We start from the raw sequence: 14,840 nt of genomic DNA, 5'->3' as shown, positions 1-14,840 counted from the left end.
ATGAATGCAGTACTCGTCGTCATCGTCGGACTCGCCGTATCGTTCGCACTCGCCCTCATCGTCGTGCTCCTTGTCGCACTGCCGGGGCTGAGGGCCGAAGGTCGCCTGAAGTACTCCTCCGATGTGCAGCGGTTTCGACTGCCGGGACAATGGACCGGTTACGACGACGAGGTCCACGAATTCTTCGGACATGATGACGGCACCTCCCATCTCGCGACTCGGGAACAGGCCGCCGTCACCGCGATCCGGGACCATTCCTACGTGCTCAGGCCGCAGCCGCGCCGGCACGCAGCGCCGTCTCTGCTGACCGTGAGACCGCGCACCCGCCATTGGAAGATCCCGGAATCCGGGACCGGATGGAGAACCACAGCCGGTCTGCTCTTCGGCAGCCGAGGTTCCTGACCGGACAACACGACATCATCACACGCGCCCCGAGACAACGGGGCGCTGGGTGCGGGCCACCGGAACGCGACAACGGTCTCGGGCTGATGCGCGCAACGGAACCAGGACTGCACCCTTGACCGGCGGTCGCCACGTGAGAACGTGGGGCCTGCAAAGGTACTCAAAGGAGGACGTACGTCAATGGATCAGCCGATCGTATTGCTCATCGTCGCAGCCATCGTCTTCATGCTGGTCGTCGGGCTGGGCTTCACCCTGCGCGTCAACGCCAAGCGGAAGGGGCTGCGCGACCGGCGCAGCATCGACGCCGATGTCACCGGCGAACTCAAGATCGACGACATCTCCGAGGCGGTCGCCAAGGAGAAGGAGGCGACTCGCGGCTCCGAGGTTCCCACCGAACCAGCGAACCGACTCGTTCGCCTCCGCGAACGCCTGGCGAAGTCCAACTCCGGCCTGGGCCGCGGACTGCTCAGTCTGCTCTCGCGTGACAACCTCGACGAATCGACGTGGGAGGAAATCGAAGACACGCTCATCCTCGCCGACGTCGGAGTCGATCCGACCACCGAACTCGTCGACCGGCTGCGCGAACGCGTCAAGGTCCTCGGCACCCGCGAACCCGAAGAGGTCAGAGGGCTGCTGCGCGAGGAGCTCATCAAGCTGGTCGACCCCACCATGGACCGCGAGCTCGCGGTCTCAGGCACCGGCGACGACCCAGCAGTGATGCTCGTGGTCGGCGTCAACGGCGCCGGCAAGACCACAACCGTGGGCAAGATCGCCCGCGTGCTCGTCGCCGAAGACCAGACCGTGCTCCTGGGCGCAGCCGATACGTTCCGCGCCGCGGCTGCAGAGCAGCTGTCGACCTGGGGCGGACGCGTCGGAGTCGAAACCGTCCGCGGTGAGGAGGGCGCAGACCCCGCCTCCGTGGCCTACTCCGCCGTCGAACGCGGCAAGTCGGAGAACACCGACGTCGTGCTCATCGACACGGCCGGACGCCTGCAGAACAAGATCGGCCTGATGGACGAACTCGGCAAGGTCAAACGTGTCGCGACTCGTCCCCTGGGTGAGGGGCACGAAATCGACGAGGTGCTCCTCGTCCTCGATGCCACGACCGGTCAGAACGGAATGCAGCAGGCGAAGGTCTTCGCCGAGGCGGTCAACATCACCGGCATCGTGCTTACGAAGCTCGACGGCACGGCCAAGGGCGGAATCGTCGTGGCCGTTCAGCGTGAGCTCGGAGTTCCCGTCAAGCTCATCGGCCTCGGTGAGGGCGCCGATGATCTGGCACCATTCACCGCTGAGGGCTTCGTCGACGCACTCCTCGACTGACTCCGCTTCGTCGCAGAGACTCCGTCGTCGCGGTGACTCAATCGGCACTGCGCAGGCTCCATCATCTCCGCAGGCGAATGCGGCAATATCCCCCTGTGAGAGCGTCCGTGTAACATGTTGGAAACATGATCGACTCTCAGGTGTGACATCCGTCATGGACACTGTCACTGTTCGGTTCTAATCGGAGCCGACAGAGACACGAAAGAGACGACATGGAACTCGACGCAGTGAATGTATGGATGATGGTCGCGGCCGGTCTGGTCCTGCTCATGACCCCCGGTGTGGCCTTCTTCTACGGCGGAATGACCCGAATCACCTCGAGCATCAACATGATGATGATGGTGTTCTCGGCAATGGCGATGGGCGGGCTCGTCTGGGTCCTCTTCGGATATGGGTTGAGCTCCGGTGACTCGGTGCTGGGGATCTTCGGCAATCCGCTGTCCCAGATCGGCCTCGCCGACGCAGTCGCCAACGAACCCGAAGCCCTCATCTCCATCGGCTATGGCTCCACTTTCGCAATGATCGCGATCGCACTCATCGCCGGTGCCGTGGCTGATCGGGCGAAGTTCTCCACCTGGTTGGTCTTCGCCGGGCTGTGGGTCACCCTCGTGTACTGCCCTCTGGCCTTCATGGTCTGGGGTGACGGACTGCTCAGCGAATCGGGTGCGATCGGCAGCGCCTTCGGGCCCGCGATCGACTTCGCCGGTGGCACGGTCGTGCACATCAATGCCGGGATCTCGGCCCTCGTGCTCGTCGTCGTCATGGGGCGCCGGGCTCGCTATTCGACACCACACAAGCCCCACAACATTCCGATCACCGTTCTCGGCGCGGCACTGCTGTGGTTCGGCTGGTTCGGGTTCAACGGGGGAGCCGCCTCGACGATCGAACAGGCCGGGCTGATCTGGGTCAACACCCTCGCCGCCCCAGCTGCCGGAATGATCACCTGGATCGCGATCGAGAGAATTCGGGCGACTCGCCCCAGCAGCATCGGCAGCGTCTCCGGCGCGATCGCCGGCCTCGTGGCCATCACCCCAGCCTGTGCAAATGTCGAACCGTACGCGGCAGTCATCATCGGAATCGCCGCAGGAGCTGGAGCTGTGCTCGCTGTGGAGGCCAAGAACCGCCTCCGCTACGACGATGCTCTTGACGTCGTCGGCGTCCACCTCGTCGCCGGTGTCATCGGCACCGTGATGATCGGCCTCTTCGCGGTTCCGAGTCCAGATTCGGCCGCGGGTCTCTTCCACGGTGGAGGGCTGGGGCTTCTCGTGTCCCAGATCGTGGCCACACTCGTCGCCCTGATCTACGCCGGAGTCGTAACCTTGGTCATCGCTCTCGTCCTCCGCAAGACCATGGGGCTGCGCATCGATCCCAGAGACGAACTGGCGGGCATCGATGCCTTCGAACACGCGGAGCAGGCCTACTCGTTCCGCTGAGCCCCGAAATCTCCCGCCAGGGGGTCGGTCGGTCTCGCCGGCCGCCTCGGTGAGGGGGAGTGCGTGAGCGTACTCACCGATCGCCTCGGTGGGGTGGAAGCAGCCACCCCACCGAGGCGATCAGTCATCTCAGCGCAGTCGACAGGTTCTGGGGTGAGGCGGTTGTGGGCGCTTTCCCAGCATTCTCGGTTTCAGTCGGACACTACTGAGTTGTTAGGCTAGGGAGTCGACCAATTATCGTGAAGAAGGCTTGTACGTGTTCAATTCTCTCTCCGACAGGCTCACCGCGACGTTCAAGAACTTGCGCGGCAAGGGCCGGCTGTCCGAAGCCGATGTGGATGGCACCATCCGCGAGATCCGCCGCGCCCTGCTGGACGCCGACGTCGCCCTGCCGGTCGTTCGTGCATTCACCGGACGCATCCGCGAGCGGGCCCTGTCCGAAGAGGTCTCGGGTGCACTGAACCCGGGCCAACAGGTCGTCAAGGTCGTCAACGATGAGCTGGTCGGCATCCTCGGCGGGGAGACCCGTCGCCTCAACTATGCGAAACGACCACCCACGGTCATCATGCTCGCCGGTCTTCAGGGTGCGGGTAAGACCACCTTGGCCGGCAAGCTCGCCTATTGGCTGAAGTCCGAAGGCCACCGTCCGATGCTCGTCGCAGCCGACCTGCAGCGTCCCAACGCGGTCAATCAGCTCGAGATCGTCGGTGAACGTGCGGGCGCCTTCGTCTATGCACCAGAACCCGGCAACGGCGTCGGCAACCCGGTGCAGGTGGCCACGGATTCGCTCGAGGTCGCCAAGGCCAAGCTCCACGACGTCGTCATCGTCGACACCGCCGGTCGACTCGGCATCGACGAAGAGCTCATGCAGCAGGCTGCGGACATCCGTTCCGCGGTCAACCCAGATGAGGTCCTCTTCGTCATCGACGCGATGATCGGTCAGGATGCGGTGAAGACTGCTGAGGCCTTCCTCGAAGGAGTCGACTTCACCGGTGTCGTGCTCTCGAAGCTCGATGGTGACTCACGTGGCGGTGCCGCGCTGTCCGTCGCCGAGGTGACCGGGAAGCCGATCATGTTCGCATCGACTGGTGAGTCGATGAAGGAGTTCGGGCAGTTCCATCCTGACCGGATGGCTGACCGGATCCTCGATATGGGCGACATCATGACCCTCATCGAGCAGGCCGAGAAGAACTTCGATGAGAAGGAGACCGCAAAGCTCCAGAAGAAGGTCGAGGCCGGTGAGGACTTCGATCTCAATGACTTCCTGACTCAGATGTCGGGCCTGAAGAAGATGGGCTCGATGAAGAAGATGCTGGGCATGATGCCCGGTATGAGCCAGTACAAAGACCAGCTGGAGAACTTCGACGAGCGCGAAGTCGACCGGGTCGAGGCCATCGTCCGGTCGATGACTCCGGCAGAGCGCACCAACCCGAAGATCCTCAACGGCTCGCGCCGTGCACGCATCGCCAAGGGTGCCGGCACCACGGTGACCGCAGTCAACCAGCTCATGGAGCGGTTCACTCAGGCGCAGAAGATGATGCGCGGAATGACCCGTGGCGGAGGTATGCCGGGCGGAGGCGGTATGCCGGGCATGGGCGGTATGCCCGGCATGGGCTCAATGCCCGGTGGCGGAGCCAACCGCAAGAAGAAGGCCGTGGGCAAGAAGAAGGGCCGCAAGGGCGGTCAGTCGGGCAACCCGGCCAAGCGGGCACAGCAGGCTCAGGCCCTTGAAGATAAGAAGGCCGGTAAGACGAAGGATCCGGTCGGTTCGGCCTTCGGGGGAGTCGATCTCGACGGTGACGAAGAGTTCGATATGAAGAACCTGCCCAAGGGCTTCGGCGGAATGTTCCCAGGTGGAAAGTAATAGGGCTTTCTGGCACAATTGACTCTTGTACTTTTGCTACCGGTGCGGGCCCTCTCTTCCGCCCCGGAGTGATAGTCCAGGTCACAGATTCCGGCAGATCAACCCCACGATTCTTCTGGGACCTCTGTGCAACTTAAAGACAAAAGGAGACACCACTAAAGTGGCAGTCAAAATTCGTTTGACCCGCATGGGCAAGATCCGTGCACCGTTCTACCGCGTCGTTGTCGCTGATTCGCGTACACGTCGTGATGGTAAGGCCATCGAGCAGATCGGCATCTACCACCCGACACGCAACCCTTCGGTCATTGAGATCGATTCGGAGCGTGCACAGCACTGGCTCTCCGTCGGCGCTCAGCCGACCGATCAGGTTCGCACCCTGCTCAAGCTCACCGGTGACTGGCAGAAGCACACCGGCGTCGGCGAAGCAGTGAACACTGTGAAGCCGCAGCCGGAGAAGGAAGCCTACGTGGCTCCCACCGCTGGCTCCGTCATCAAGGAAGCTATCACCCCTAAGGGTTCGGACAAGGCCGCGGAAGCACCTGCTGAGTCTGCTGAAGAAGCTGCACCTGCTGCTTCCGAAGAGAGCGCTGAAGCCTGACATGTTGGCTGATTCGCTCGAACACCTGGTCCGCGGCATCGTCGATCATCCAGACGATGTTGCAGTTCGATCCCGCTCGTCACAGCGCGGGACCACGCTTGAGGTCCGGGTTCACCCCGAAGACCTCGGTCGTGTCATCGGTCGCGCGGGGAGAACCGCAAAGGCTCTGCGCACCGTGATCAACTCTCTTGCCGGCCGTGAGTCGGTGCGAGTGGACCTCATCGAGGCGTAACACCTTCATCAGGAAAGGGGACACGGCGAATCATCGCCGTGTCCCCTTTCCTGTATTCACTGGCGTGCTGGCGTATTCGCCGGCTTGCAGGTGAGCGTTGCTGTGGCCACTGCCGCGAGCGACGGATCAGCGGACTAAACTGTGTGACTGAAGTGAATGCGCGCCCGCATCTGGAGGGGCACCTGCGTCTTCACGAACACGAACTTGAGCACTTCCACGAACACGAGGAGCAGCATGGACACGGTGATCGCCCGGTTGGGCAAGCCGCACGGCATCAAAGGTGAGTTCACCGTCGAGGTGCGCACGGACCGACCCGACGAACGACTCGTTCCCGGACAGACTTATTCCACTGATCCCGACATCGGTGAGCTGACGCTGAGGACCGCGAGGTGGCACCGGGACCGTCTGCTGCTGACCTTCGACGAGGTCCCCGATCGCAACCGGGCAGAGGAGATCCGCAATACCCTGATCCTCAGCGACCAGGAGGACGACGAGGTCGAAGACGATGCTTGGTATCTTGAGGACCTTATCGGACTCCGGGTCTTCGACGGTGAGACGCAGGTCGGAGAGATCGTCGATGTGACCAACGGCACCGCCCAGGACCTGCTACATATGAAGCACGTCGATGGACATCAGGCACTCATTCCCTTCGTCACGGAGATCGTGCCCGAGGTTGATGTTGAGGCCGGGTGGGTCAAGGTCACACCTCCGGCCGGTCTCTTCGACGCTTCGTGAGTACCGGCATGAAGATCGACGTCGTCTCCATCTTCCCGGAGTATCTCGCCGGGCTTCAGCTCTCACTCATCGGCAAGGCCGTCGACCAGGGGCTGCTCGATTTGACAGTGCATGACCTGCGCGACTTCACGTTCGACCGGCACAACACCGTCGATGACTCACCCTATGGTGGGGGTGCGGGCATGGTGATGAAGGCCGAGCCTTGGGCGCTGGCCCTCGAGAACATCCTCGACGAGCCGAAGGCTGCGGGGGCGGGCACGCCGCAGAAGCCGATCCTCATTGTCCCCAGCCCTGCCGGCCCGGTCTTCAATCAGCGCATCGCCGAGGAGCTGTCCGAGGCCGAACACCTCGTGTTCGCGTGCGGACGCTACGAGGGCATCGACCAGCGGGTCATCGACTGGTCGGCCGAGCATTTCGATCTGCGCCCCATGAGCATCGGAGACTATGTGCTCAACGGGGGAGAGGTCGCCTCGATGGTGATGATCGAAGCCGTCAGCCGTCTCGTTCCTGGAGTCATCGGCAACCCGGAATCGCTGACTGAGGAAAGCCACGAGGACGGACTCCTCGAGTACCCCATCTACACGAAGCCCGCCAGCTGGAGGGGTCGGGACGTACCGGACATCCTGCTCAGTGGAAATCACGGTGCGATCGCACGCTGGAGAAGAGACCGCAGACTCGAACTCACGGCCGAGGTCAGGCCCGATCTGCTCGCCGAACTCCAGGATCTGGACAAGCACGACCGTGCCGTTGTGGAACGGTTTGAGTCCGGAGACGAATCCATGACAGAATAGATCGTCGCGTTTGTTGGCATTCACCTGCTTCAGGGGGATGGATGCCCACAGCGATTCTGCGGTGTTGATATCGCAGAATTCCGGGGAGCAATCCCGACAGACGATCCAATCACCGGTACAACCGGTCCGATATGCGTGTTCTCGACCTGAAGCAGGGGACACATGGAGAAACACAATGCAGAAGCTTGATGTTGTTGACGCAGCCTCATTGAAGACTGACGTTCCTGATTTCCGCCCGGGCGATACGCTCAACGTTCACGTCCGCGTGGTCGAAGGATCGCGTTCGCGTATCCAGGTGTTCAAGGGAATCGTCATCCGTCGCCAGGGCGACGGAGTCCGCGAGACCTTCACCGCTCGTAAGATCAGCTTCGGCGTCGGTGTCGAGCGTACCTTCCCGGTGCACTCGCCGATCGTCGAGAAGCTCGAAGTTCTCGCCCGCGGTGACGTTCGTCGTGCCAAGCTGTACTACCTGCGCGAACTGCGCGGCAAGGCTGCTCGCATCCGCGAAAAGGCCTGATTATTGCCTGGCACTGTGGGCAATGATCGCGCTGTGCCGAAGCAACAAGAAAACGCGACCTTCGGGTCGCGTTTTCTGTATTCTGGCCGCTTCTGGAAGCTCATCGCCGTCATCGCGATCCTCATCATCGTCATCGGCGGATCCGTTCGCGGGTTCATCGTCCAACGGTTCACGATTCCCAGTGCATCGATGGAGCCGACCCTGGATGTCGGCGACGATATCAGCGTCTGGCGCCCCGACGCTCTGAGCTCTGACATCGAACGCGGCGACATCGTCGTCTTCGACGGACGAGGCTCCTTCGTCGACGATGCCCTTCCGACCCCCATCCAGAAGGTGGGGTCATGGGTGGGGCTGGGAAGCAAAGACGTCTACTACGTCAAACGCGTCATCGCCGTCGGCGGCGACACACTCCAATGCTGTGATGCCCATGGTCGACTGCTCTTCAACGACGAACCACTGAAAGAGGACTACGCCCCTCTGCCAGCTTCGAAGACGGAGTTCTCGATCGAGGTCCCCGCCGACACCATGTGGGTGATGGGCGACAACCGGAACGACTCGGCAGACTCCCGAGCGCTGTTGGGCAGACCCGGAGGCGGTTTCATTCCCCTTGATCGGGTCATCGGCCCCGTCATCGGACACGGCTCCTCGGTCGACTGAGAAGGCGATCTCACCCGGCTGCCCGAACTCGTCTCTGACCCATCTTCCGACAGGACCCAGTCTGAAAACTGAACGGTTCTCAGAGATGATCGCAGCCTGACAGGTGACGCGACGAGGTGCTGGTACGCTCATTTCAGTCCCTCTGCGGAACCTGTGGTCCGATGCGAAAGCGAACGAATGTCAACCGAATCAGAAGCTTCCCCACCTTCAGCCTCGAAGAAACTCCTCCGGGGCCTGCTCGAGACCGCAGCGATCATCCTCGTCGCCATCCTCATCTCCACCGCACTCAAGACCTGGGTCGTCCGCTCGTTCTACATTCCGTCGGGATCGATGATGGAAACTCTGCAGATCGACGACAGGGTCCTTGTCGATCAGTTGGCACCCCGCTTCGGACCGGCCAGCCGCGGTGACATCATCGTCTTCGATGATCCCGACCATTGGCTGAGCCCCCAGGAAGTCTCGGAATATGAGCCCAACCCGATCCTCGAATTCGTCGGATTGGCTCCGGCAGACGGGGGTCAGCAGCTGATCAAACGGGTGATCGGCGTCGGCGGCGACACCGTCGAATGCTGCGACGCGCAGGGACGCATCCTCGTCAACGGCGAACCCATCGATGAGACCTACCTGGAAGATGACACCGCCCCCTCGGAGGTGGAGTTCAAGGTCACCGTCCCCGACGGCCACTACTGGGTCATGGGCGACAACCGCAGCAACTCCGCCGATTCCAGGTACCACGTCGACACACAGCCCTATGTGCCCGAAGACAATGTGGTGGGCACCGTCTTCCTCATCAACTGGCCCTTCAAGCACTTCAGCTGGATGTCGACGCCGAAGGCGGTCTTCGCCGATGTCCCCGACTCTGAAGGAATCACCGGCAACTGATGGCGCAGACAGGATTGTACGACCTCAGCTATGAGAGCGCACTGTTGGCAGAAGGCTATGAATTCGTCATCGGCGTCGACGAGGTCGGTCGGGGAGCATTGGCAGGACCGGTCAGCGTCGGGGTCGCCCTCTTCGACCTCAGAGAGGTAACCGCCGCCGAGGTGCCCGCTGGCATCCATGATTCCAAGCAGCTTAGTGCGCTGTCCCGTCAAACCGCGACTGATCGCGTCAATGGCTGGGCCAGGGCTACCTCCGTGGGTTCGACGACTCCGAATGAACTCGACGAACTCGGGATGACCATGGCCTTGAACCTGGCCGGTCGGAGGGCCCTGTCTGAGATGCTGCTGGAGTGTGTCGGATCGACCGACTTTCCGCCGTCGACGATGATCCTCCTCGACGGCAAGCATGACTGGCTTTCGGCGCCACTCACGCTCGATTGTCTGGGGATATTCGGCGACGCCGCCGACCTGCAGCTGCCTCAGGTGCGAACCGTGATCAAGGGCGACGGAAGTGTTCCGGTGATTGCCGCAGCAAGTATTGTGGCAAAAGTGCAGCGAGACGAGGAGATGATCGCACTCGCGAAGGCAAACCCCCAGTATGGTTGGGAGTCGAATGTGGGGTACGGAACCATGAAGCACCGTCGGGGCATCGCCGACTTCGGTCCCAGCATTCACCACCGGAGAAGCTTCCGCCTGCAAACGGCACACGATGCGAAGGAGGGATCGTCATGAGCACTGATGATCTGGACGATTACGAAGCTCAACTGGAGCTGCAGCTCTACAAGGAGTACCGCGACGTCGTAGGACTCTTCGCCTACGTTGTGGAGACGGAACGACGCTTCTATCTGGCCAACCACGTTGACCTCAAGGCCCACAACGACGCCGGAGACGTCTATTTCGAGTTGACGCTGCGCGACGCTTGGGTGTGGGACAGCTACCGATCAGCACGCTTCATCAAAACCGTGCACGTGCTGACCTTCAAAGACGTTAATATCGAAGAGATCTCCAAGAACGATCTGGAACCGCCGACGTCGATCAGAGGCTGAACGCAGCCGGTGCCTGTGAGCTCCTGACGCGTTCAGGGTGACTCGTACACCGTTCCGTTGTGGACGGGGCCTCGACTTGTGTGTGCTCGGCCTGTGGACGACACATCGTCGTCCACAGGCCGATCTTCTGCCCTTGCCGCGTCTGTATCCCCGATGGTGGTCTGAGCCCCATGGGACCGACAACTGGCAGACGCAGCGCAACGACATCGGGACTGCGCCAGCGCGCGCTGGGGCAGACAGGAGAATGCCTGGCCGCAGATTTCCTGCAACGGCAGGGAATGGTCATCATCGAACGCAACTTCCGGTGCCCACGCGGAGAGATAGACATCATCGCCAAAGACGGCGACACCATCGTCTTCGTCGAGGTGAAGACCCGCAGAACCCTCGCACAGGGATCACCTCTCGAAGCGGTGACGGCAGCGAAGCTGCGGAAGATCAGAACACTGTCGGGAATCTGGTTGAGCCAGCAGAAGGACTTCTTCGCATCCATCCGCATCGATGCCCTCGGCATCGTGATGGACCCTGAACCCGACTACTCCCATCTCCGCAACGTGCAGGTCGACTCGTGAGCGAGGAGACGAAGCTCAACGTGATCGGACGGGCCTCCGCCGTCGCACTCTGGGGGCTGGCGGGCAAGATCGTGTCCATCGAAGCATGCGTCAGCGCCGGCCTGCCGGGCATCGACATCGTGGGCCTGCCTGATGCCTCCGTGAGCGAGTCCAGGAAGCGACTTCGGGCCGCACTGGCTTATCTGGGAATCCCTGTTGCTTCGCAGCATCTGACGATCAACCTCACCCCGGGCACCGTGCCGAAGATCGGCACAGGATTCGACCTCGGAATCGCAGTGGCCGTGCTCAAGGCTCAAGGCATCATCACCGCAACGGACACCGAATCGATCATCCATTGCGGTGAGCTCGGCCTCGACGGGCGCATTCGTCCCGTCACTGGGGTCCTGCCGAGTCTGCACAGCGGTCTCCAAGCCGGCTTCGAGCGATTCGTCGTTCCGGTCGGTAACAGTCGGGAGTCAGCCCTGCTCGGGGGAGGCGGAGTCAAGGCCGTCGCCTCACTGGCAGAACTCATCAACATCTACGGTGGAAGCCTTGCGGTCCCGGAGCTGCCACCGGTCGTCGAGGCTGAGACCATCAGCCCGGAAGCCTCCGAACGTCACGACCTTGTCGAAGTCCAAGGCCAGGCCGAAGCTCGATTCGGTCTCGAAGTCGCCGCCGCCGGTGGACACAATCTGCTGATGCGAGGCACCCCAGGAGCCGGAAAGACGCTGCTGGCACAGTGCCTGCCGGGGATACTTCCACCATTGGATGACGAGCAGGCCATCGAAGCGGCGGCGGTGCGCTCGCTGCGGGGAGAGCTCAACGGCGGCGAAGGACTCGACCGCACGCCCCCGTTCGAAGCGCCCCACCACCGCAGCACCGCCTCGGCGCTGATCGGTGGGCGCCGACCGGGATCGATAGGAATACTCAGCAGAGCTCACCGGGGCGTCCTCTTCATGGATGAGGCCCCCGAATTCTCACGGGACGTCCTCGAAGCGCTGCGGCAGCCGATGGAATCTCGACAGGTCCACATCCACCGGGCGTGGGGCTCGATGGTGCTTCCCGCATCGTTCCAACTGGTCATGGCGGCCAACCCCTGCCCGTGCGGGGTAGGAATGCGCGGAGCCGAATCCACGTGCCGGTGCACACCGATGGATAAACGCCGCTACCGCAACAGGCTCTCCGGGCCTTTGCTGGACCGAGTCGACCTGCAGCTCGAACTGTTCCCGGTCTCCCCAGCAGACATCCGCCTCGGCGGGGGACAGGAGGACAGCGCAACTGTGGCAGCGCGGGTCCATCTCGCCCGGCAACGACAGGCGGAGAGATACGTCGACTGCGAGTGGACGCTGAACTCAAATGCTCCCGGAGTCTGGCTGCGTGAACACTTTGCGCTGAGCCCGAACAGTCTGCGCGACCTGGACCGTGCTCTCGACACCGGAAGGATCACCATGCGCGGATATGACCGAGTGCTCAGGGTCGCAACCACTCTGGCCGACCTCGAGGGAGCCGGTGCGCCGACACCCGACAAGATCACGGCGGCGCTGGCATTGAGGACGCAGGAATCATGAACGACGACGCCAACGGGGAGATCAGGGCAGCCGTGGCCGCGCTGCTGAGAATCGGCGAACCCGGCGACGGTCTGCTCACCGGGCTCGTCGCTGAAATCGGACCGATCGCAGTCCTCGAACTGATTCGGGCGGTGGCTGTGGGAACGTCATCTGCGGCCGAAGCTGCTGCGAGTCTCTCAACGATCGTGATCGAAGTTCCAGGCAGCGGGCAGCTTCCAGAGGCCTTCGACCGGTGGGCCGTGCGCGGCGAGGACGCCCAGGGGCATCGTGATCTTGAAGCCGTGCACAGGCTGGGAGGGCGACTCGTCATCCCCAGCGATGACGAATGGCCGACCGCCCTCACCGACCTGGGGCCGGCGGCACCACTGGGACTGTGGGTCCGAGGCGCGGCACGTTTGAACACAGCGCTGCGGTCGGCCGTCGCCATCGTCGGAGCACGTGCGTCGAGCAACTACGGCACCAAGTGTGCCTCAGATCTTGCCTGGGACCTGGCCGCACGGGGACTGACCATCGTCTCCGGCGGGGCCTTCGGAATCGATGCGGCCGCCCACCGGGCAGCCATCGCCCGAGAGGGCACCACGATCGCCTTCATGGCCGGGGGAGTCGATCGCTTCTATCCGGTGGCCAATACCGAACTGTTCCAGCAGGTGCTCGAAGCCGGCGCGATCGTCTCGGAGACCGCTCCCGGAATGACCCCGATGCGGCACAGGTTCCTCCTCCGCAACCGCCTGATCGCCGCCTCATCGCAAGTCACGGTCATCGTCGAAGCCGGCTGGCGCAGCGGAGCCCTCAACACCGCCCGGCACGCATTGGAACTCTCCCGCGAGGTCGCAGCATTCCCCGGATCCGTGTACTCGGCATCCTCGACGGGAACCCACAGACTCATCCGCGCGCATGAAGCGGAGCTGGTGACCAGCTGCACAGACGTCATCGAACTCATCGGCGGAGAGGAACCGACATTGTTCGACGACGGAAGACTCACGGGCGAACACCCCAGCACAGCGGCCTCCGACCCGATCGATGATCTCGCCGAACGGGAGAAGATCTGCGTCAACGTGCTCTCGGTGACCAAGGCTCTCGACGTCTCAACCGTGGCTTCACGGGCCGGACTGACAGTGTCGAACACTCTCTCCGCGCTCGCCGTCCTCGAACTGGCAGGCCTGAGCGCCCGCCGGGAATCCGGTTGGGTCAAGCTGCGGCCAGCACAATGAGACGCCGATGAAGGTCCGCCGCTGAACACGTCCGATCGCGTAACCTGGGGCTGTGACCCTTCCGACGACCATCGCCGAGGTGGTGTCCGGCTATGCCGACCACCTGAGATCGCGTGACGTCTCAGCACACACCTCGAGAGCCTACGTCGCCGATGTCAGCGACTTCTTCGACCACACGGCCCACGCGCCGGGCGCTGGCGGTAAGTCCCGGGCTGCTGAACTTCAAGTCAGCGACATCGATCTCAACGATCTGCGGTCGTGGCTCATCACGCTCGATGATGCTGGAGCCGCGAAGTCGACGGTGGCTCGGAAGATCGCAGCAGTGAAGTCATTCTTCGCCTACTGCGTGAACCAGCATGGGCTGTCGAACAATCCAGCGGCACGACTGCGAACTCCCAAGAAGGACTCACGTCTGCCCACAGTGCTCAAACCGCAGCAGGCCGCCGATCTCGTATCCCGGCAACGGACTGTTCATACTGAGGCCGACAACAGCGACCCCATCGAGGCCGCCAAATGGGTCAGAGACGCAGCCATCTTGGAGATGCTCTATGCCACAGCGGTGCGAGTTTCTGAACTGACCGGGCTGAACCGCGGCGACGTCGATCACCAGCGCTCGATGATCACCGTGTTGGGCAAGGGCAACAAGGAACGCCGCGTTCCCTACGGGAAACCAGCCCAGACGGCACTGCAGAAGTGGCTGAGTCTGCGGGACGCGTTCGCCTCCGAGAGCAGCGGTGACGCGCTCTTCCTCGGCGTCAGAGGTGGCCGCATCGGAGCCAGGCAGGTGAGGGAACTCGTCCACCGCTACGGTGCCGCTGACCCCAGCGCACCTGATATCGGCCCACACGGACTCCGACACTCGGCCGCTACACACATGCTCGACGGGGGAGCGGACCTGCGGCAGATCCAAGAACTTCTGGGGCACTCGACGATGAGCAGCACCCAGATCTACACCCACGTCTCGATGCAGCGACTACAGGAGACCTACCGACAGGCACACCCCCGGGCCTGATCGCAGCGGGCCGTGCGCGGTC

Annotated in this window: 17 protein-coding genes; all 17 read left to right on the top strand. The window is 62.7% G+C overall.

Annotation, left to right across the window (positions count from 1 at the left end; genetic code table 11):
• Complete coding sequence (locus CXR25_RS12605) at positions 1 to 402, top strand: hypothetical protein (RefSeq protein WP_009885107.1); 402 nt, start codon at positions 1 to 3, stop codon at positions 400 to 402.
• A 180-nt stretch (positions 403 to 582) separates the two neighbouring features.
• Entirely contained in the window at positions 583 to 1,725 is a 1,143-nt protein-coding gene (gene ftsY / locus CXR25_RS12600; RefSeq protein WP_009885106.1) for a signal recognition particle-docking protein FtsY, read from the top strand.
• Positions 1,726 to 1,937: 212 nt separating this feature from the next.
• Entirely contained in the window at positions 1,938 to 3,158 is a 1,221-nt protein-coding gene (locus CXR25_RS12595) for an ammonium transporter (protein ID WP_009885105.1), read from the top strand.
• A gap of 256 nt (positions 3,159 to 3,414) precedes the next feature.
• Positions 3,415 to 5,022, top strand: a complete 1,608-nt coding sequence (gene ffh / locus CXR25_RS12590) for a signal recognition particle protein (RefSeq protein WP_101583214.1) — start codon at positions 3,415 to 3,417, stop codon at positions 5,020 to 5,022.
• A 160-nt stretch (positions 5,023 to 5,182) separates the two neighbouring features.
• On the top strand, positions 5,183 to 5,620 hold the full coding sequence (gene rpsP, locus CXR25_RS12585) for a 30S ribosomal protein S16 (protein ID WP_009885103.1): 438 nt from the start codon (positions 5,183 to 5,185) through the stop codon (positions 5,618 to 5,620).
• Position 5,621: 1 nt separating this feature from the next.
• A complete protein-coding gene (locus CXR25_RS12580) occupies positions 5,622 to 5,852 on the top strand; it encodes an RNA-binding protein (RefSeq protein ID WP_009885102.1) in 231 nt (76 codons plus the stop codon).
• A 234-nt stretch (positions 5,853 to 6,086) separates the two neighbouring features.
• Positions 6,087 to 6,587 carry a ribosome maturation factor RimM gene (gene rimM / locus CXR25_RS12575; protein WP_069600462.1) on the top strand — a complete coding sequence of 167 codons (501 nt, stop codon included), beginning with the start codon at positions 6,087 to 6,089 and terminating at the stop codon, positions 6,585 to 6,587.
• Positions 6,588 to 6,595: 8 nt separating this feature from the next.
• Positions 6,596 to 7,378 carry a tRNA (guanosine(37)-N1)-methyltransferase TrmD gene (gene trmD / locus CXR25_RS12570; RefSeq protein ID WP_009885098.1) on the top strand — a complete coding sequence of 261 codons (783 nt, stop codon included), beginning with the start codon at positions 6,596 to 6,598 and terminating at the stop codon, positions 7,376 to 7,378.
• Between the two features lie 175 nt (positions 7,379 to 7,553).
• Positions 7,554 to 7,895, top strand: a complete 342-nt coding sequence (gene rplS, locus CXR25_RS12565; RefSeq protein ID WP_009885097.1) for a 50S ribosomal protein L19 — start codon at positions 7,554 to 7,556, stop codon at positions 7,893 to 7,895.
• Positions 7,896 to 7,928: 33 nt separating this feature from the next.
• Entirely contained in the window at positions 7,929 to 8,552 is a 624-nt protein-coding gene (lepB, locus tag CXR25_RS12560) for a signal peptidase I (protein WP_009885096.1), read from the top strand.
• A 177-nt stretch (positions 8,553 to 8,729) separates the two neighbouring features.
• Positions 8,730 to 9,434: a signal peptidase I gene (gene lepB, locus CXR25_RS12555; RefSeq protein ID WP_009885095.1), complete on the top strand. Its 705-nt coding sequence runs from the start codon at positions 8,730 to 8,732 to the stop codon at positions 9,432 to 9,434.
• Positions 9,434 to 10,165, top strand: coding sequence for a ribonuclease HII (locus CXR25_RS12550; protein ID WP_096161771.1), 732 nt, complete (start codon positions 9,434 to 9,436; stop codon positions 10,163 to 10,165). Before lepB (CXR25_RS12555) ends, CXR25_RS12550 begins: the two co-directional genes overlap by 1 nt.
• Positions 10,162 to 10,479 (top strand): DUF2469 domain-containing protein, encoded by a 318-nt coding sequence (locus CXR25_RS12545; protein ID WP_009885093.1) that lies wholly within the window; start codon positions 10,162 to 10,164, stop codon positions 10,477 to 10,479. Before CXR25_RS12550 ends, CXR25_RS12545 begins: the two co-directional genes overlap by 4 nt.
• A 170-nt stretch (positions 10,480 to 10,649) precedes the next feature.
• Positions 10,650 to 11,048, top strand: coding sequence for a YraN family protein (locus CXR25_RS12540; RefSeq protein WP_096161772.1), 399 nt, complete (start codon positions 10,650 to 10,652; stop codon positions 11,046 to 11,048).
• Positions 11,045 to 12,595: a YifB family Mg chelatase-like AAA ATPase gene (locus CXR25_RS12535; protein WP_096161773.1), complete on the top strand. Its 1,551-nt coding sequence runs from the start codon at positions 11,045 to 11,047 to the stop codon at positions 12,593 to 12,595. Before CXR25_RS12540 ends, CXR25_RS12535 begins: the two co-directional genes overlap by 4 nt.
• Complete coding sequence (dprA, locus tag CXR25_RS12530) at positions 12,592 to 13,806, top strand: DNA-processing protein DprA (RefSeq protein WP_096161774.1); 1,215 nt, start codon at positions 12,592 to 12,594, stop codon at positions 13,804 to 13,806. The genes CXR25_RS12535 and dprA overlap by 4 nt, the downstream gene beginning before the upstream one ends.
• 52 nt (positions 13,807 to 13,858) lie before the next feature.
• Positions 13,859 to 14,818: a tyrosine recombinase XerC gene (locus tag CXR25_RS12525; protein WP_096167197.1), complete on the top strand. Its 960-nt coding sequence runs from the start codon at positions 13,859 to 13,861 to the stop codon at positions 14,816 to 14,818.
• Positions 14,819 to 14,840: the final 22 nt, after the last annotated feature.

The organism is Brevibacterium aurantiacum (assembly GCF_003932995.1).
Lineage (GTDB): Bacteria > Actinomycetota > Actinomycetes > Actinomycetales > Brevibacteriaceae > Brevibacterium > Brevibacterium aurantiacum.
This window is presented reverse-complemented; position numbering and strand designations above follow the sequence as displayed.